The sequence below is a fragment of the Enterobacter cloacae complex sp. IR5428 genome (assembly GCF_049238585.1).
GTDB lineage: Bacteria > Pseudomonadota > Gammaproteobacteria > Enterobacterales > Enterobacteriaceae > Enterobacter > Enterobacter intestinihominis.
Window position 1 is genome coordinate 49,666 of record NZ_JBMKHV010000018.1, and the last position, 19,789, is coordinate 69,454.

17 protein-coding genes are annotated in these 19,789 nt (G+C 48.7%); all 17 read left to right on the forward strand.

Features of this window, described 5'->3' with window-relative positions; all coding sequences use genetic code 11:
* Positions 1–2: 2 nt before the first annotated feature.
* Positions 3–482, forward strand: coding sequence for a GDP-mannose mannosyl hydrolase (locus ACOTXC_RS20225; RefSeq protein ID WP_072201098.1), 480 nt, complete (start codon positions 3–5; stop codon positions 480–482).
* On the forward strand, positions 479–1,702 hold the full coding sequence (wcaI, locus tag ACOTXC_RS20230; RefSeq protein ID WP_421767930.1) for a colanic acid biosynthesis fucosyltransferase WcaI: 1,224 nt from the start codon (positions 479–481) through the stop codon (positions 1,700–1,702). The genes ACOTXC_RS20225 and wcaI overlap by 4 nt, the downstream gene beginning before the upstream one ends.
* Before the next feature lie 3 nt (positions 1,703–1,705).
* Positions 1,706–3,142 carry a mannose-1-phosphate guanyltransferase gene (cpsB, locus tag ACOTXC_RS20235; protein ID WP_023300545.1) on the forward strand — a complete coding sequence of 479 codons (1,437 nt, stop codon included), beginning with the start codon at positions 1,706–1,708 and terminating at the stop codon, positions 3,140–3,142.
* 108 nt (positions 3,143–3,250) lie between these two features.
* On the forward strand, positions 3,251–4,621 hold the full coding sequence (gene cpsG, locus ACOTXC_RS20240; protein ID WP_022648631.1) for a colanic acid biosynthesis phosphomannomutase CpsG: 1,371 nt from the start codon (positions 3,251–3,253) through the stop codon (positions 4,619–4,621).
* A gap of 128 nt (positions 4,622–4,749) precedes the next feature.
* A complete protein-coding gene (gene wcaJ, locus ACOTXC_RS20245; protein WP_038416372.1) occupies positions 4,750–6,144 on the forward strand; it encodes an undecaprenyl-phosphate glucose phosphotransferase in 1,395 nt (464 codons plus the stop codon).
* 1 nt (position 6,145) lies between these two features.
* A complete protein-coding gene (gene wzxC / locus ACOTXC_RS20250; protein WP_421767931.1) occupies positions 6,146–7,624 on the forward strand; it encodes a colanic acid undecaprenyl disphosphate flippase WzxC in 1,479 nt (492 codons plus the stop codon).
* A gap of 15 nt (positions 7,625–7,639) precedes the next feature.
* Positions 7,640–8,920: a colanic acid biosynthesis pyruvyl transferase WcaK gene (gene wcaK / locus ACOTXC_RS20255; protein ID WP_126291221.1), complete on the forward strand. Its 1,281-nt coding sequence runs from the start codon at positions 7,640–7,642 to the stop codon at positions 8,918–8,920.
* Positions 8,917–10,137 carry a colanic acid biosynthesis glycosyltransferase WcaL gene (gene wcaL / locus ACOTXC_RS20260; RefSeq protein ID WP_421767932.1) on the forward strand — a complete coding sequence of 407 codons (1,221 nt, stop codon included), beginning with the start codon at positions 8,917–8,919 and terminating at the stop codon, positions 10,135–10,137. Before wcaK ends, wcaL begins: the two co-directional genes overlap by 4 nt.
* Before the next feature lie 12 nt (positions 10,138–10,149).
* A complete protein-coding gene (gene wcaM / locus ACOTXC_RS20265; RefSeq protein ID WP_421767933.1) occupies positions 10,150–11,541 on the forward strand; it encodes a colanic acid biosynthesis protein WcaM in 1,392 nt (463 codons plus the stop codon).
* 189 nt (positions 11,542–11,730) lie between these two features.
* Complete coding sequence (locus tag ACOTXC_RS20270) at positions 11,731–12,726, forward strand: NAD-dependent epimerase/dehydratase family protein (RefSeq protein WP_126490555.1); 996 nt, start codon at positions 11,731–11,733, stop codon at positions 12,724–12,726.
* A gap of 215 nt (positions 12,727–12,941) precedes the next feature.
* Entirely contained in the window at positions 12,942–13,841 is a 900-nt protein-coding gene (gene galF, locus ACOTXC_RS20275; protein WP_421767934.1) for a UTP--glucose-1-phosphate uridylyltransferase GalF, read from the forward strand.
* 157 nt (positions 13,842–13,998) lie between these two features.
* Positions 13,999–14,922: a glycosyltransferase family 1 protein gene (locus ACOTXC_RS20280; protein ID WP_137042142.1), complete on the forward strand. Its 924-nt coding sequence runs from the start codon at positions 13,999–14,001 to the stop codon at positions 14,920–14,922.
* Positions 14,909–16,141, forward strand: a complete 1,233-nt coding sequence (locus tag ACOTXC_RS20285; RefSeq protein WP_126490552.1) for a polysaccharide biosynthesis C-terminal domain-containing protein — start codon at positions 14,909–14,911, stop codon at positions 16,139–16,141. Before ACOTXC_RS20280 ends, ACOTXC_RS20285 begins: the two co-directional genes overlap by 14 nt.
* A gap of 2 nt (positions 16,142–16,143) precedes the next feature.
* On the forward strand, positions 16,144–16,713 hold the full coding sequence (locus ACOTXC_RS20290; RefSeq protein ID WP_126490551.1) for an acyltransferase: 570 nt from the start codon (positions 16,144–16,146) through the stop codon (positions 16,711–16,713).
* Positions 16,713–17,945 (forward strand): O-antigen ligase family protein, encoded by a 1,233-nt coding sequence (locus ACOTXC_RS20295; RefSeq protein ID WP_421767935.1) that lies wholly within the window; start codon positions 16,713–16,715, stop codon positions 17,943–17,945. The genes ACOTXC_RS20290 and ACOTXC_RS20295 overlap by 1 nt, the downstream gene beginning before the upstream one ends.
* On the forward strand, positions 17,905–18,789 hold the full coding sequence (locus ACOTXC_RS20300) for a glycosyltransferase family 2 protein (protein WP_421767936.1): 885 nt from the start codon (positions 17,905–17,907) through the stop codon (positions 18,787–18,789). Before ACOTXC_RS20295 ends, ACOTXC_RS20300 begins: the two co-directional genes overlap by 41 nt.
* Before the next feature lie 41 nt (positions 18,790–18,830).
* Positions 18,831–19,685, forward strand: a complete 855-nt coding sequence (locus tag ACOTXC_RS20305; protein ID WP_421767937.1) for a glycosyltransferase — start codon at positions 18,831–18,833, stop codon at positions 19,683–19,685.
* Positions 19,686–19,789 lie beyond the last annotated feature (104 nt).

The following is a 19,789-nucleotide window of genomic DNA, read 5'->3' on the forward strand; positions in this document are numbered from 1 at the left end:
TGATGTTTTTAAGTCAGGAAGATTTTGCCACGGTGGTGCGTTCCACTCCGCTCATCTCAATTGATTTGATCGTGGAGAACGAACGCGGCGAGTTCTTGCTGGGGAAACGAACCAATCGTCCTGCACAGGGCTTCTGGTTCGTGCCCGGCGGGCGCGTGCAGAAGGATGAGACGCTAAGCGATGCGTTCGAGCGTCTCACTCTGGCGGAACTGGGCCTGCAACTGCCGATGGCAGCGGGCCAGTTTTACGGGGTCTGGCAGCACTTCTATGACGATAACTTTTCGGGCACCGGGTTCACCACGCACTATGTCGTGCTGGGGTTCCGCCTGAAGGTGAGTGAGGCAGACCTGCGTCTGCCTGATTCTCAGCATGACGATTACCGCTGGTTAACGCCAGAGGCGCTGCTGGCAAGCGACAACGTCCATGACAACAGTCGGGCGTACTTCCTTGCGGAACGTCAGGCCGAGGTGCCAGGCCTATGAAAATCCTCGTCTACGGAATTAACTACTCGCCGGAGCTTACCGGTATCGGGAAATACACCGGCGAGATGGTCGAGTGGATGGCGAGCCAGGGACATGACGTGCGGGTGATTACCGCCCCGCCGTATTACCCGGAGTGGAAGGTAGGCGAACGCTATTCCAGCTGGCGCTACCGCCGCGAAGAGGGGACTGCGACCGTCTGGCGCTGCCCGCTCTACGTGCCGAAACAGCCCTCGACGCTGAAACGTTTAATTCATCTGGGCAGCTTTGCCCTGAGCAGTTTTTTCCCGCTGATGGCGCAACGTCGCTGGAAGCCGGATCGCATCATCGGCGTGGTGCCGACGCTGTTCTGCACGCCAGGCATGCGCCTGCTGGGAAAACTCTCCGGCGCGCGCACCCTGCTGCACATTCAGGATTATGAAGTGGACGCCATGCTCGGGCTGGGGATGGCCGGGAAAGGCAAGGGCGGCAAGGTGGCGAAGCTCGCCAGCGCCTTTGAGCGCAGCGGCCTGCACAACGTGGATTACGTCTCGACCATCTCGCGCTCGATGATGAACAAGGCGCAGGAGAAGGGTGTCCCGGCGGAGAAGGTGATCTTCTTTCCGAACTGGTCCGAAGTGGCGCGTTTCCGTGATGTGAGAGACCAGGATGCGCAGGCGTTACGCGCGCAGCTCGGTTTGCCTGAAGATCAAAAAATCATTCTTTACTCAGGCAACATCGGTGAAAAACAGGGGCTGGAGAGCGTGATTGACGCCGCGCTTCAGCTGAGCGAACACCCGTGGATGTTCGTGATAGTCGGGCAGGGCGGCGGTAAAGCGCGGCTGGAAAAAATGGCCAGCGAGCGCGGACTGACCAACATCCGCTTCTTCCCGCTTCAGTCTTATGACGCGCTGCCCGCGCTGCTGAAAATGGCAGATTGCCATCTGGTGGTGCAAAAACGCGGCGCGGCGGATGCGGTGCTGCCGTCCAAGCTGACCAACATTCTGGCAGTGGGCGGAAATGCGGTGATTACGGCAGAAGCCGCAACAGAATTAGGCCAGCTGTGCAACAGCTACCCGGGCATTGCCGTTTGCGTAGAGCCAGAATCGGTTCCTGCGCTGGTGACCGGAATTGAGCAGGCACTCGCCATGCCAAAAGAGAACACGGTGGCACGTGAATATGCCGAACGCACGCTCGAGAAAGAGAACGTGCTGAGCCAATTTATTGCAGATATACGGGGATAAATCATGAGTCAAACCACTTTGTATCCGGTCGTAATGGCGGGTGGATCCGGGAGCCGGTTGTGGCCACTGTCCCGCGTGCTTTATCCAAAACAATTTCTGTGTCTGAAGGGCGACCTCACCATGCTGCAAACGACGGTTAACCGTCTGCACGGCGTGGAGTGTGAAAGCCCGGTAGTGATCTGTAACGAGCAGCACCGCTTTATCGTTGCCGAGCAACTGCGCCAGCTGAATAAACTGACCGAAAATATCATTCTGGAGCCTGCCGGACGCAACACCGCGCCTGCTATTGCTCTTGCGGCGCTGGCGGCAAAACGCAGCAGCCCGGACTGCGACCCGCTGATGCTGGTGCTGGCGGCTGACCACGTTATTCAGCAGGAAGACGCCTTCCGCGACGCGGTTCGCGCGGCGATTCCTTACGCTGAGAACGGCAAGCTGGTGACCTTCGGCATCGTGCCGGATCTCCCGGAAACCGGCTATGGCTACATTCGCCGCGGCAGCGTTACGCCTGGTGAAGGCGACAGCGTGGCCTTTGACGTGGCGCAGTTTGTCGAAAAACCGAATCTGGAAACCGCCCAGGCCTACGTGGCCAGCGGTGAATACTACTGGAACAGCGGTATGTTCCTGTTCCGCGCCGGTCGCTACCTGGAAGAGCTGGAAAAATATCGCCCGGATATCTTAAATGCCTGCGAAAAAGCGATGGCGGTGGTGGATCCGGATCTTGATTTTATCCGCGTGGACGAAGAAGCCTTCCTCGCCTGTCCGGAAGAATCCATTGACTATGCGGTGATGGAACGTACGGCAGATGCGGTAGTGGTGCCGATGGATGCGGGCTGGAGCGACGTTGGCTCCTGGTCGTCACTGTGGGAGATTAGCGCCCATACCCCGGAGGGTAACGTCCATCACGGTGATGTGATCAGCCACAAAACGGAAAACAGCTACGTCTACGCCGAATCTGGCCTTGTCACCACGGTAGGGGTGAAAGATCTGGTGGTCGTGCAGACCAAAGACGCGGTGCTGATTGCCGACCGTAATGCCGTGCAGGACGTTAAAAAAGTGGTGGAGAAGATCAAGGCCGATGGCCGCCACGAACACCATATTCACCGCGAAGTCTACCGCCCGTGGGGCAAATATGACTCCATTGACGCCGGCGAGCGTTACCAGGTGAAACGCATCACCGTGAAGCCGGGTGAAGGGCTGTCGGTGCAGATGCACCATCACCGCGCCGAACACTGGGTAGTGGTGGCGGGAACCGCCAAAGTGACCATCAACGGTGAAGTGAAGCTGCTGGGTGAAAACGAATCCATTTATATTCCGCTGGGTGCCACGCACTGCCTGGAAAACCCGGGGAAAATTCCACTCGACTTAATTGAGGTGCGTTCCGGCTCTTATCTGGAAGAGGACGATATCGTGCGCTTCCAGGACCGCTACGGGCGGGTGTAGCGCCGTCTTAACGCCGGATGGCGCTTCGCTTATCCGGCCTACGAATGAATAAAAAACAATTAAGCCTGTTAACGGGCGGGCCAACTGTTGCCTGAAAAAGGGGTCATCATGGAAAAATTAACCTGTTTTAAAGCCTACGATATTCGCGGCAAGCTGGGCGAAGAGCTGAACGAAGACATTGCGTGGCGCATCGGCCGCGCGTACGGCGAATACCTGAAACCACAAACTATCGTGCTGGGTGGCGACGTGCGTCTCACCAGCGAATCCCTGAAGCTGGCGCTGGCGAAAGGGCTACAGGACGCGGGCGTCGACGTGCTGGACATTGGCCTTTCCGGTACCGAAGAGATCTATTTTGCCACCTTCCACCTGGGCGTGGACGGCGGTATCGAAGTGACGGCCAGCCATAACCCGATGGACTACAACGGCATGAAGCTGGTGCGCAAGGGCGCGCGTCCTATCAGCGGCGATACCGGCCTGCGCGACGTGCAGCGTCTGGCCGAGGCCAACGACTTCCCACCGGTGAACGAAGCGAAGCGCGGCAGCTATAAGCAGATCAACCTGCAAAAAGAGTACATCGACCACCTGCTGGGCTACATCAACGTGGCGAACCTCAAACCGCTGAAGCTGGTGATTAACTCCGGCAACGGCGCGGCAGGCCCGGTTGTCGATGCACTTGAAGCCCGCTTTAAGGCGCTGAACGTGCCGGTGACCTTCGTCAAAGTGCACAACACGCCAGACGGCAACTTCCCGAACGGTATTCCTAACCCGCTGCTGCCGGAGTGCCGCGACGACACCCGCAACGCGGTGATTGAGCACGGCGCCGATATGGGTATCGCCTTTGACGGCGATTTCGACCGCTGCTTCCTGTTCGACGAGAAAGGGCAGTTTATCGAAGGCTATTACATTGTCGGTCTGCTGGCGGAAGCGTTCCTTGAGAAAAACCCGGGGGCGAAGATCATTCATGATCCGCGCCTCTCCTGGAACACCGTCGACGTGGTGAAGGCCGCGGGCGGCGAGCCGGTGATGTCCAAAACCGGCCACGCGTTTATCAAAGAGCGTATGCGCGAGGAAGACGCCATCTACGGCGGCGAGATGAGCGCCCACCACTATTTCCGTGATTTTGCCTACTGCGACAGCGGGATGATCCCGTGGCTGCTGGTAACCGAGCTGCTGTGCCTGAAAGGACAGAGCCTGGGCGAACTGGTGCGCGACCGCATGGCGGCGTTCCCGGCGAGCGGGGAGATCAATAGCAAACTGGCACAGCCAGCCGAGGCCATCGCCCGCGTCGAACAGCACTTTGCCATTCATGCGCTGGAGATTGACCGTACCGACGGTATCAGCATGGCGTTCCCGCAGTGGCGCTTCAACCTGCGCTCTTCCAACACTGAGCCGGTGGTGCGCCTGAACGTTGAGTCCCGGGCCGATACCGCGCTGATGGAAGCCCGAACGAAGGACATTCTGGCGCTGTTGAATCAGTAAAAAGAAAACCTTACCCCTCACCCTAACCCTCTCCCCAAAGGGGAGAGGGAACTTGAACACCCTCTCCCCTTTGGGGAGAGGGCCGGGGTGAGGGGCGAGGGGAAAGGTTTAGAACTAAAGGAACAACGATGACAAATCTAAAAAAGCGCGAGCGAGCGAGAACGAATGCATCGTTAATCTCTATGGTGCAGCGTTTTTCTGATATCACCATCATGGTCGGCGGACTGTGGGCGGTGTGTTGGGTCAGCGGGCAGTCGTTCTTATACATGCACTTGCTGATGGCGTTGATTGCGCTGGTGGTGTTTCAGATGATCGGCGGCATGACCGATTTCTATCGTTCATGGCGTGGCGTCAAAATGACCACCGAACTGATGCTGCTGCTCCAGAACTGGACCTTAAGCCTGATTTTCAGCGCAGGCCTGGTGGCGTTCAGCCATGATTTTGATAATCGGCTTGTGACCTATCTCTGCTGGTATCTGTTAACCAGCGTTGGCATGGTGGTCTGCCGCTCGCTGATCCGCTTTGGCGCGGGCTGGCTGCGCAACCGTGGGTATAACCGTCGCTTTGTTGCCGTGGCGGGCGACCTGCCGGTGGGACAGGTGTTGCTCGACAGCTTCCGCAAAGAGCCGTGGTTAGGTTTTGAAGTGGTGGGGGTTTATCACGACGCGAAGCCCGGCGGCGTACCATCTGACTGGGCGGGCAGCTACGAACAGCTGATAGAAGACGCGAAAGCCGGCAAAATTCACAACGTCTACATCGCCATGCAGATGAAAGATGAATCCCGCATCAAGACACTGATGCGCGAGCTTGCCGATACCACCTGCTCGGTGATCCTCATCCCTGACGTGTTTACCTTCAATATTCTCCACTCCCGTATTGAAGAGGTGAACGGGGTACCGGTTGTTCCGTTGTACGACACGCCGCTGTCTGGGATTAACCGCGTGCTGAAGCGCGTGGAGGATATCGTACTTTCGTCCCTGATCCTGCTGCTCATCTCCCCGGTGCTGTGCTGCATTGCGCTGGCGGTGAAGCTCAGCTCTCCGGGGCCGATCATCTTCCGTCAGACCCGCTACGGCATGGACGGTAAGCCGATCATGGTGTGGAAATTCCGCTCCATGAAGGTGATGGAGAACGACAAGGTGGTGACCCAGGCGACGCAGAACGATCCGCGCGTCACCCGCGTGGGTAACTTCCTGCGCCGTACCTCGCTCGATGAGCTGCCGCAGTTCATCAACGTGTTCACCGGCGGGATGTCCATCGTCGGGCCTCGTCCTCACGCCGTGGCCCATAACGAGCAGTACCGTACCCTGATTGAAGGCTACATGCTGCGCCATAAGGTGAAGCCAGGCATCACCGGCTGGGCGCAGATCAACGGCTGGCGCGGCGAGACCGACACGCTGGAAAAAATGGAAAAACGCATCGAGTTCGATCTGGAGTACATCCGCGAGTGGAGCCTCTGGTTCGATATCAAGATTGTTTTTCTGACCATTTTCAAAGGCTTCGTGAATAAAGCGGCGTACTAAGATGAGCTTACGAGAAAAAACCATCAGCGGCGCAAAATGGTCAGCCATGGCCACCATCGTCATCATTGGCCTCGGCCTGGTGCAGATGACGGTGCTGGCGCGCATTATTGATAACCACCAGTTCGGCCTGCTGACGGTCTCGCTGGTGATTATCGCGCTGGCCGATACGCTGTCTGACTTCGGTATCGCCAACTCGATTATCCAGCGCAAAGAGATTAGCCACCTGGAGCTGACCACGCTCTACTGGCTGAACGTCGGGCTGGGTATCTTCGTCTTTGTGCTGGTGTTCCTGCTGAGCGATGTGATTGCCAGCGTGCTGCATAACCCGGACCTGGCGCCGCTGATGCGCGCACTGTCGTTTGCTTTCGTGGTGATCCCGCACGGGCAGCAGTTCCGCGCGCTGATGCAGAAAGAGCTGGAGTTCAACAAGATCGGCATGATTGAAACCAGCGCCGTGCTGGCGGGCTTTACCTTCACCGTTGTCAGCGCCCATTTCTGGCCGCTGGCGATGACCGCCATTCTCGGCTACCTCGTTAACTCTGCCGTGCGCACGCTGCTGTTTGGCTTCTTTGGCCGCAAGATTTATCGCCCGGGACTGCATTTTTCACTGGCGTCTGTTTCATCCAACCTGCGCTTCGGCGCGTGGCTGACGGCAGACAGCATTATCAACTATGTGAATACTAACCTCTCTACGCTGGTGCTGGCGCGCATTCTGGGCGCGAGCGTCGCGGGCGGCTACAACCTGGCGTATAACGTCGCGGTTGTCCCACCGATGAAGCTCAACCCCATCATTACCCGCGTGCTGTTCCCGGCGTTCGCCAAAATTCAGGACGATACCGAGAAGCTGCGCGTAAACTTTTACAAGCTGCTCTCCGTGGTGGGGATCATCAACTTCCCGGTACTGCTGGGGCTGATGGTGGTCGCCAGCAATTTCGTACCGCTGGTGTTTGGCGAGAAGTGGAACAGCATCATCCCGATCCTGCAACTGCTGTGCGTTGTGGGGCTGCTGCGCTCGGTGGGGAATCCAATTGGTTCTCTGCTGATGGCGAAGGCGCGCGTGGATATCAGCTTCAAGTTCAACGTGTTTAAAACCTTCCTGTTTATTCCGGCAATTATTGTGGGCGGGCACATGGCGGGCGCCATTGGCGTGACGCTCGGCTTCCTGTTGGTGCAGATCGTCAATACCGTGCTGAGCTACTTCGTGATGATCAAACCGGTGCTGGGCTCCAGCTACCGTCAGTACATTCTCAGCCTGTGGCTGCCGTTTTATCTCTCCTTACCGACTCTGGCGGTGAGCTACGGCCTGGGCGTGGTGCTCAACGGGCATCTGCCGCTGGCGGCGCTGCTTGCGGTGCAGGTCGCGGCAGGCGCGCTGGCATTCGGCGTGATGATTGTACTGTCACGCAATGCACTGGTGGTTGAGATAAAGCGCCAGTTTTGCAGTAACGAAAAAATGAAAACGCTGCTTCGCGCAGGCTAATTTTACGAGGCCATTATGAAATTACTTATTCTTGGCAACCATACCTGCGGCAACCGTGGCGACAGCGCCATCCTGCGCGGTTTATTGGATGCAATTAACACCCTTAAGCCTGAGACAGAAGTGGATGTGATGAGCCGTTATCCGGTCAGCTCATCCTGGTTACTGAACCGCCCGGTGATGGGCGACCCGCTCTACAGCCAGATGAAACAGCACAACAACGCTGCGGGCGTGATGGGGCGCGTGAAGAAAGTACTGCGTCGCCGCTACCAGCATCAGGTGCTGCTTTCTCGCGTAACCGACACCGGCAAGCTGCGCAACATCGCCATCGCGCAGGGCTTTACCGATTTCGTGCGTCTGCTGTCCGGCTATGACGCCATTATTCAGGTGGGCGGCTCGTTCTTCGTCGACCTGTACGGCGTGCCGCAGTTTGAGCATGCACTCTGCACCTTCATGGCGAAAAAACCGCTGTTTATGATCGGCCACAGCGTCGGGCCGTTCCAGGATCCGCAGTTCAACCAGCTGGCGAACTATGTCTTCGGCCACTGTGACGCGCTGATCCTGCGCGAATCGGTCAGCCTCGACATGATGAAGCGTAGCGAAATCGACACCACCAAAGTGGAGCACGGCGTAGACACCGCCTGGCTGGTGGATCATCAGGATGACAGCTTCCAGGCCAGCTACGCGGTACAGCACTGGCTGGACGTGGCGGCAAAACAGAAAACCGTCGCCATTACCCTGCGTGAACTTGCGCCCTTCGATAAACGCCTCGGCACGACTCAGGCGGCGTATGAAAAAGCCTTTGCCGAGGTGGTGAACCGCGTGCTGGACAGCGGTTACCAGGTGCTGGCGCTTTCCACCTGTACCGGTATCGACAGCTACAACAAAGATGACCGCATGGTGGCGCTCAACCTGCGCAACCTGGTCAACGACCCATCCCGCTACCACGTGGTGATGGACGAGCTGAACGACCTGGAGATGGGCAAGCTGCTCTCCGCCTGCGAACTGACCGTGGGCACGCGTCTGCACTCAGCCATTATCTCGATGAACTTCGGCACGCCAGCCATCGCCATCAACTACGAGCACAAGTCTGCAGGCATTATGCAGCAGCTCGGTATGCCGGAAATGGCCGTCGATATTCGTCATCTGCTGGACGGATCGCTGGGTGCGATGGTGGGCGACACGCTCGGCCAGCTGCCTGCGATCAACGAACGTCTGGCGGTGGCGGTGAAAGCCGAACGCGAAAAAGGTATTGGCATGGTGAAATCCGTCCTCGACCGCGTCCGGGAGGGGAAATGAAGGTTGGTTTCTTCTTACTGAAATTTCCGCTGTCGTCTGAAACTTTTGTGCTGAACCAAATCACCGCGTTTATCGATATGGGGTATGACGTGGAGATTATCGCCCTGCAAAAGGGCGATACGCAAAACACCCATGCGGCGTATACCCAGTATGGGCTGGAGGCGAAAACCCGCTGGTTGCAGGACGAACCCACCGGACGGATGAACAAACTGCGCCATCGCGCTGGCCAGACGCTGCGCGGCCTTCATCGCGCCTCGACGTGGCGGGCGCTGAATATGTCGCGCTATGGGGCGGAGGCCCGCAACCTGATCTTATCCGCCATTTGCGGGCAAACGGCCCAGCCGTACCGGGCCGATGTCTTTATCGCTCACTTTGGCCCGGCTGGCGTCACGGCGGCAAAACTGCGTGAGCTGGGGGTGATTGACGGCAAAATCGCCACGATTTTCCACGGTATCGATATCTCCAGCCGTGAAGTGCTGAACCACTACACGCCGGAATATCAGCAGCTGTTTCGCCGTGGTGACATGATGCTGCCGATAAGCGACTTGTGGGCCGGACGCCTGAAAACCATGGGGTGCCCGAGCGAGAAAATCACCGTTTCACGCATGGGCGTGGACATGGAACGCTTCACCCAGCGACCGGTCAAGGTGCCGGGCAAGCCGCTGCAAATTATCTCTGTTGCCCGCCTGACCGAAAAGAAAGGGCTGCACGTAGCCATCGAAGCTTGTCGGCAACTGAAGGCGCGCGGTGTGGACTTCCACTACCGCATCCTGGGTATCGGGCCGTGGGAGCGTCGCCTGCGCACGCTGATTGAACAGTATCAGCTGGAAGACGTGGTGGAGATGCCGGGCTTCAAGCCGAGCCACGAAGTGAAAGCCATGCTCGACGAGGCGGATGTGTTCCTGCTGCCTTCCGTAACCGGCGCCGACGGCGATATGGAAGGCATTCCCGTGGCGCTGATGGAGGCGATGGCGGTCGGCATTCCGGTGGTCTCGACGTTACACAGCGGCATCTCGGAGCTGATCACCTCTGAGCATTCCGGCTGGCTGGTTCCTGAAAACAATGCGCTGGCGCTGGCGGACCGTCTGGCCGCGTTCAGCGATATCGATCAGCAGACGCTGATCCCTGTGCTGCAAAATGCGCGGCAAAAAGTTGAAGCAGAATTCAATCAGCAGGTGATAAATCGCCAGTTAGCGAGCCTGCTGCAAACGCTGTAACGCTGAGGTTGTATGCTGAATAAGATCACCCGACGCCGATTTGTCTCTTCTTTATCCGTCCTGGCTGCCATGCCGCTGCTGTCGCCCCGCGCTGTGCGGGCGGCAACCGGGAAGACGGTTTCTGTCGATCGCTACAACAATAACGACTGGATCGCCGCCTTTAAGCAGGCATTTACCGAGGGCGATACCGTTGTTGTTCCCGCCGGGTTTACCTGTGAAAACATCAATACCGGCATTTTCATTCCTGATGGCAAAACCCTGCTGATCCGCGGTGCGCTGAAGGGCAACGGCCGCGGACGATTTGTACTCCAGGAAGGCTGCAAGGTCATTGGGGAAGGAGAAGGGCGCACGCATAACATCACGCTGGACGTGCGTGGCTCCGACTGTGTCATTAAAGGGCTGGCGATGAGCGGCTTCGGCCCCGTCACCCAGATCTACATCGGCGGTAAAAAGCGGCGAGTGATGCGCAACCTGCTCATCGATAACATTACCGTGACGCAAGCCAACTACGCGATCTTACGTCAGGGGTTCCACAATCAGGTGGACGGTGCGCGCATTACCAATAGTAAATTCAGCCACTTGCAGGGTGACGCGATTGAGTGGAACGTGGCGATTAACGACCGCAACATCCTGATCTCTGACCACGTGATCGATAACATCAACTGCACCAACGGCAAGATCAACTGGGGCATAGGCATTGGGCTGGCCGGCAGTACGTACGACAATGATTATCCGGAACAGCAGACCGTTAAAAACTTCGTGGTGGCAAATATCACCGGCAGCAACTGTCGGCAGCTGGTGCATGTCGAAAACGGTAAACACTTTGTGATCCGTAATATCAAGGCCAGCAATATTACTCCTGACTTCAGTAAAAAGGCCGGAATTGATAACGCGACGGTAGCTATTTATGGCTGTGATAATTTCGTTATTGATAATGTCGATATGGTCAACAGCGCCGGAATGCTAATTGGCTATGGCGTGATCAAGGGCGATTATCTGTCGATACCGCAGAACTTCAAACTTAACGATATTCGCCTGGATAACCGACAGCTTGCCTATAAGCTGCGCGGGATACAGATTTCCTCCGGCAATGCCACGTCGTTTGTTGCCATCACCAACGTTGAGATGCAGCGGGCAACGCTTGAGCTGCATAACAAACCCCAGCACCTTTTCTTACGTAATATCAACGTGATGCAGGAGTCAACGACGGGACCGGCCCTGAAGATGAACTTCGATTTGCGCAAAGATGTGCGCGGGAAGTTTATGGCTAAAAACGAGACGTTGCTGTCGCTTGCGAACATAAAAGCGGTTAATGAAAAGGGGCAGAGCTCGGTGGATATTGATCGCGTTGATCAACACGTGGTGAATACGGAACGGTTGAATTTTGCGCTGCCGCACAGTTGACGGTGGAAGCCTTAGGCGTATGCCATTCAATCTGATGTAACCCCTAAAAATTTGTTACTGAATTCAGCGGTTTTAAGGTTTATAATCCATGGCATTACTTTGCAATATTCAGTTTATCAATAACGGTGCCTCAGGGAAGAACGCGATTACCGGGGGGTTGCCAAACACACATAACGCATTGAGTGGTGTATGAACGATAAGGTTTTGTTTATTGGCGCATCTGGATTTGTCGGGACTCGATTGATCGAAATTACTCGGAATGAGTTTGACGTTACTAACTTTGACAAACAGCAGAGTCATTTCTACCCGGACATCACCGTTTCTGGTGATGTTCGTAATCAGGAGCAACTCGATAAGGCGCTTACTGGATTTGAGACTGTCGTGCTGCTCGCGGCTGAACACCGTGATGACGTTAGTCCAACATCACTCTACTATGATGTAAACGTGCAGGGAACACGTAACGTATTGTCTGCTATGGAAAAAAATAACGTTAAGAACATTATTTTTACCAGTTCTGTGGCTGTGTATGGTCTTAACAAAGTGAACCCTGATGAATCCCATCTCCATGATCCTTTCAACCATTACGGCAAAAGCAAATGGCAAGCGGAAGAAGTTCTGCGCGAGTGGTTTAATAAAGCTCCAGAGGAAAGATCCCTGACAATTGTCCGGCCTACGGTCATCTTTGGTGAGCGTAACCGTGGCAATGTGTACAACCTGCTTAAGCAGATTGCAGGGGGTAAATTCGCCATGGTAGGCGCTGGAACCAACTATAAGTCAATGGCTTATGTCGGTAACATTGTTGAATTTATCAAATTTAAGCTGACCAATGTTAAGCCGGGTTATGATGTCTACAACTATGTAGACAAACCAGACCTGAGCATGAATCAGCTAGTCTCAGAAGTTGAGAAGAGCCTCAATAAACAAATCCCTTCAGTTCATCTCCCTTACCCGCTTGGAATGTTAGGTGGGTATTGCTTTGATATTCTTAGCAAAGTTACCGGGAAGAGATATGCAATAAGCTCTGTGCGCGTGAAGAAATTCTGTGCAACTACACAGTTTGACGCGACCAAGGTACACAGCTCTGGATTTAAAGCGCCTTATACCTTATCTCAAGGTCTGGACCGTACGCTGAAGTATGAGTTCGTTCATGAGAAGAAAGATGACATCACGTTCGTATCTGAATAATGCCTCAAAGGTTGCGATTTGTCGGAAACAGAGGGCTGTGCGATTTTCGCGACAGGGTTTCCGATAATTCTGGGTCACACTTAATGCATACTCATGTTTAGTAATGTAAGTTTTAACGCGAAACGTGATTTGCATAAGGCGTAGTAGACTTCTTGATCGGGCAATTTTCCTGATTAGGTCTATACTTCGTCAACCATTTTAAGGTGGAAGATAAAATGACCAATTTGAAAGCAGTTATACCGGTAGCGGGTCTGGGCATGCACATGTTGCCCGCCACAAAGGCCATTCCTAAAGAGATGCTGCCGATCGTTGACAAGCCGATGATTCAATACATCGTCGACGAGATTGTTGCTGCTGGGATTAAAGAGATCGTTCTGGTGACGCACTCTTCTAAGAACGCCGTCGAGAACCACTTCGACACCTCTTATGAACTCGAAGCGCTTCTTGAGCAGCGCGTTAAGCGTCAGCTTCTGGCAGAAGTTCAGTCTATCTGTCCTCCTGGTGTGACCATCATGAACGTGCGTCAGGCGCAGCCGCTGGGTCTGGGCCACTCAATCCTCTGCGCGCGGCCAGTGGTGGGCGATAACCCGTTCATCGTGGTTCTGCCGGACATCATTATTGATACCGCTTCCGCCGATCCGCTGCGTTACAACCTGGCGGCAATGGTGGCACGTTTCAATGAAACGGGCCGTAGCCAGGTGCTGGCGAAACGTATGAAGGGCGATCTCTCCGAGTATTCTGTTATTCAGACTAAAGAGCCACTGGAGACGGAAGGGCAGGTGAGCCGTATCGTTGAATTTATCGAAAAACCCGATCAGCCGCAGACCCTGGACTCCGACCTGATGGCAGTCGGCCGTTATGTGCTGAATGCGGATATCTGGGCTGAGCTGGAAAAAACTGAGCCGGGTGCCTGGGACCGTATCCAACTGACCGATGCGATTGCTGAGCTGGCGAAGAAGCAGTCGGTTGATGCGATGCTGATGACCGGCGATAGCTATGACTGCGGTAAGAAAATGGGGTATATGCAGGCGTTTGTGAATTATGGATTGCGAAACATGAAAGAAGGGCAGAAATTACGTGAATTTGTCTTTAATTTGTTAAACAAAAGCAGTTAACATATCTGCTTAAGGTTCGGTGGTGAGGTCGTGCCACCGAATCTTTTTGGAAAAATGTTCGAACTACCAATACCTCCACTGCGAGGTTACTTATATCCAGTACATTGGTAACTGTTAAGCCAAGGGCGGTAGCGTCGCTTTTTTGAGCTCGATCAAAATGACTATTATTAATTTTATTTTTCCCCAACATGAAAATCTTCCTGAAATAAATCATTATATTGCTTATTTTTCTATGCAAGGTATCGTATGTTTTAAAAATTCGAAGGTAATGCCACGGACTATAGAAAAGACAGAAATGTACGTTGAATGGCATATCATGGGTACTCATTTTTACAATAGACCGCGATTTATTAATCAGGTTAACTGTAAAAGTTATTTAATCCATGAATACGCCTCCTTATCTACGGGTAAATATAAATTTATAAAATTAATAAAAGATTTAATTAAGCATAATTGCAGTCACCGCCCTGATTACCAGATATTCCTTAACGATTTTATACAATCAAAAATGGCAATAAATGGTGTGCTTGGCGAGTTAAGAGATATGGGGGTATCCGATGTTTTCATCCAGAATCGTAGCATAAATCCTGATAAATCAGTCGTGAACTATGATTTCGCCTATGTGGGTAGTATGTCAGCTGAGCGGAAACTAGAGAATTTTCTTGATTCAAAAATAATGAAAGGAAAGAGTATACTACTCATCGGCACGTCTCCAGATTATTTAATGACTAGATATGAAAATGATTTTAATATTAAATTTGCTGGGAAAGTTGAGCAATCTGAAATACCGTCTCTTCTCACCGATGTTAGAGTATGTATAAATTATGTGCCTGACGTTTACCCATATAATCGGCAGACGTCCACTAAATTAATTGAGTATCTTACGTTAGGTAAAGATGTTATAAGTAATAAATATAAATGGGTAATGGATTTTGTTATTAATAATAACTTAAATTATAAAATCATTGGTGATGAATTTATTTACATCTTCAATGATGGGAGTTACGTAGCCCCTGAGTGGACCTCTATTATATCCCATTTAAATATAACAAAAAAATTAACTAATAATGAATCTATTTAAAAATACAGCTCTTTTTAGTGCCGAAAGGTTACTACGCACAGGTCTTGGTTTTTTAGTGTCTGTTATGATTACTAAAGCATATGGTATCGAGATTTACGGTGAATATGCTTATTATTTTGCTATTGTAAATATATTTGGCGTGGCATTATCATTAGGTTTAGATGATTATTTCGTGAAATGTATTGCAGAAGGAAATAAATTACCATTTGCACTGCTTCATATAAGGATGGTTTTAAGTGGATTAGCTTTCTTCTGTTGTTGTTTGGTATTATTTTGGAAACGTGCTGGATTTGATTTCTGGATTGTTTCACTTTTATCTTGGACGTATATCTGGAATTGTTTCTATTTGTTGCTAATTATCCTTGATAAACCAAATAAATATAAAACAATACTTACTTTGATTTGTATCAGTTTGCTTTTTATTTTACTAAAATTTTTAGTATTGAATTTCGGATTCATTGTGTTTATGTGTACTACGTTGTTTGAGACGATGGTTACAACATTTATTTTATATTTATCTATTAAAGGGGTTTTTGAAGTAAAAAAAATAAATTTGCGTGTTGTTAAATCCATTATTAATTTATCGTTACCGGTCGGAATATCGTCATTATCCGTTATGTTATTTTATCGGTTTGATCAAATGATTGTTGAACATTACTTAGGTGTTAAGACATTGGGCGTATATGCTTTATCCGCAAGTATGATCCTCGCTGCAGGTTATCTTCAATCCGCATATGTTACTGGTATGTATTCAGCGATTGGTAATGCTAAGAACAATGGAAACAATATAGATATACAAAACGCACTCTTAAAAGCCTATCGCGGTGCTATTTATATCGGTCTATTTATTTATGTTGGGTATTTTATAGCTGGTCGATTTGTTATTATTTATATTTTCCCTGACTTATCCGTAAAACTGATATCTATCCTAGATGTCGGGATGCTTTCAATACTTTTTTCGGGATTGGCAGCCATTAATTCGCAATATCTCTTCTTTAATAATTATTCAAACAAACGATTAATCAGAACACTTATTGCTCTTTCATTTAACGTCGTTTGGAATATGCTATTTATTCCTAAGTTAGGAGTTATGGCGGCTGTCTGGGGTTATTTAATTACGCAAATAATTATGGGAGTACTGTTAAATATTTTCGATAAGTTAACCAGGGAGTTATTCAAATTACAATTAAAGGCCATATTTACAGTCAGGGTAAAATAAACATGAAAAGAAATATTTCTTATATTATTAAATATATTTTTTCTCCAGTTAGTTTGTTTATATATATATTGTATAAATTCAAATTAATAAATTACAAAACCTCTACGCAATTATTAGCTTTTTTCCCAGGGGTAATTGGCTTGCTAATCAGACAGTTTTATTACGAACTATCTTTAAAATCATGTGGGAAAAATTTGAGAGTTTTTTGGGGCGCGTATATAGTGTACCCCGATGTTATAATAGGAAATAATTGTACTATAGAAGAGTTTTGTATTTTAAGTAAATGTGTCTTAGGTAATGATGTTATTCTCGCCGCGAGAGTATCAATAATGAGTGGGGCAAAACACCATGATATAAATGATATAAAAAACACGTTTGGTGAAAGTAAGGCTGAATATCGAACTGTACAGTTAGGAAATAATTTATGGATCGGTACACATGCAGTCATTATGAATGATATAGGTAATAATACAGCAGTAGGAGCAGGCGCTATAGTTACAAATGTCATTCCTGATATGGTGGTTGCTGCTGGGGTTCCTGCACGTATTATAAAATATCGTGGGAAGTCATAATGCTTGCGACATTATCAAAATTATATATTCTATTGATATTGGTAATTTCACCTATTTTAACTTTATTTTCTCTTTTTGGATTACTTACTTTTTACCCCATTAGTTTCGTGGTTATTGGGTTTGGTTTGTTTTTGCTGCTATGCATTATGTTCACAGCATTGTATCGCGGAAATATTAGAGTATCATTAGATGACTACCTAATTTTAGCTTCCTTTGTGTGGTTCTTTGTAATAATAATTTTACATAGCAACCTTTATTCTTATACTGAAGACGGACGCTATATATCCGCTTTGAGATATTATTCCCCTTTCTTTATTATCTCATTGTGTTGTTATTTTATATTCAAAAAAGGTTATGATTTTTTTAGAACACGTGTTGGATTATATTCTTTAATTCTCATGTATAGTGGTCTTGCTGTCATAACTATTTTATTTTTTGATTCACAATCCTTTAAGATAGATTTTTCAAAATTAATAGACCCATCATTTGTTGGTGTCTATCAAATCGTAAGCGACAGCTTAGCATTTACAGTGATATGTATGCTGTCTCTAAGCAGAACGTCGAAAACGTTAAAAATAGTTATTATCTTAATTACTTTATTCTTTTTGCTTATACTTAATGCTCGTTCGGGATTGATTGGTTTTTTATTAGCATTATGTTTTATTTTTAATGTTAAAAAGGTTGTAAGCGAAAAACCGATATTTATTATCGTTGGGTTATTGATTGCATTAATTTCACTTGTAATACTAATCCCTGATATTGAATTTATTTCCTCTTTCTTTGAAAATTATAATAGTAGAATATACAATATTTTCTCTGGGAATTTTAGCGATGACGCATCTTTTTTGGGCAGGATGAAACTGTTACTTCATTCTTTATCTATCATTGGCGAACATCCATTTTTGGGTAGTTTCGGTTCACAGGCTGAAACAGATATCGACGGATTTGGTGTACGTTGGGGTGCTTATACGCATAATATATTTGTTTACTGGGATCAATTCGGTATCATTGGTTTCGCATTTATTGTATTTGTTCTATTAACAAGTTGGTATAATAATAAAAAACTCAAGAGAACTGCGGGAATTGATCTTTTCGCTTTAATCGTTTTAGTGCTATCTCAACAGCTTTTCTTGAAAAGTTTTACTTATTTTTATTTATTTGCAATGGCTGGACTTATTGAAGGCGCAAAATATGTTAGTAAGCATAATTATAACCACCAGAAACTCAAGTAGCTATATTGAAAAAACATTAGAAGCAATTGTATCCCAAACGTATAAGTCGTATGAAGTGCTTGTGATTGATGATGCAAGTGATGACCTTATTGAGTTGGAAAAAAAAATAGGAAATTACATCAACAAAATTACTATTAAGCTTATCAGACTGAGCACTAAAAGTAATGCTTCCGTTACACGAAACATAGGAATCAAAAATTCAGGAGGTGAAATTATTTGCTTTCTAGATGCAGATGATATTTGGTGTGAAAACAAACTACAAGTTGTTTCCGCTACTTTTGAAAAAGTTGGGAAAGAGCCTTTGATTGCATTTCACAAATCATTGAGGGGCACCTACAATGATATCGAAAACGGGAAAGCAAAGATAGTTCCTAAGACTGGGCCATCTAACAACAATATTATCGATTATCTATTAAATGAACATGGTGTTATACAAACATCTACCATAAGTATAAATAAAAATGCTGCAAAGATGTTAACATTTGATGAATCCCTTCCTCGTCATCAGGATGTTCAGTTTTGTTTTGACGCATATAAAAAAGAAGTTTCGTTCGTTTTTATAGATCAGATATTATCGCACTGGATTATTTTAGATCGCGCATTGAATGCACATACAAAGGGCGCAACTGTTGATTTTTGTGAAAAATGGCTAAACAAAAACAGAACCCTTTTAAGCGAAGAAAATATAATTAATTATCTTAGTAACGTTGTATTCTTGATTGCTATAAAAGAAAAAAATATTTTTCGAACTATTCCCATTAGTATATCCCTACTAGGTTGGAAAACAGTGATTGCTTGGAAAAAATTCTGCATTCTCGCCTGTGGTAAAATTTTAAATAAATAATGGCTATTAACATATAGAAAACCCTTCAACGAGTAAAATTAATGGCAAAAAAAATAGTATATATAATAACAAAAGCAGAAGTAGGCGGTGCTCAAAAATGGATTAAAGAGCAGAAGGACTTATTAAGCAACTGCTTCGATATCTATCTTATAACTTCAGCACCTGGCTGGCTATCTGAACAGTTTGAAGAGGACCATGTGTTTTATGTCAAAGATATTTTATCTTTTAAATCACTTCTCGCGTCTTACAAAATATCTAAAATTTTGAGAGAAATTGATGCGGCTGTAGTAATTAGTAATTCAGCAAGTGCAGGTATACATGGACGCCTTGCTAAACTTTATTTTAATCATCGCTCAATATACGTCTCTCATGGCTGGTCCTGTATTTACAATGGCGGTAGATATTCGAAAATCTTCTGCCTTATAGAAAAATTTTTATCCCTCTTTACTAACAACATTCTATGCGTGTCAAAGAAAGACCGTGAAAAAGCAATTGGCCAAATAGGAATTTCTGATTGCAAAATAATAACCATTACTAATGGTATCATGCCACTGCAATCCAGAGTAAGCGGTAGTATCCATGACCAACTGAAATTGGTTTTTGTTGGGCGGATGATCCATCCAAAACGACCTGATCTACTTCTTAATGTCGTATCTCAGTTTAATAGTGTATCTATTGACATGATAGGTGATGGACCGCTGCTGCCAACTCTCAAAGAAAAATATAAGTCCTTTAGCAACATACATTTTCTAGGAGAGGTTAAAAATTTCGAGAATTTCTACAAGTATGATGCATTTGTTCTAACTTCTGATAGTGAAGGTTTGCCTATGTCCGCACTTGAAGCTGCCTCAGTTGGGCTACCAATGTTACTAAGGAAGGTGCGAACAAGTCCCTGATATGAGATCATGTTTGTCATCTGGAGCCATGGAACAGGGTTCATCATGAGTCATCAACTTACCTTCGCCGACAGTGAATTCAGCAGTAAGCGCCGTCAGACCAG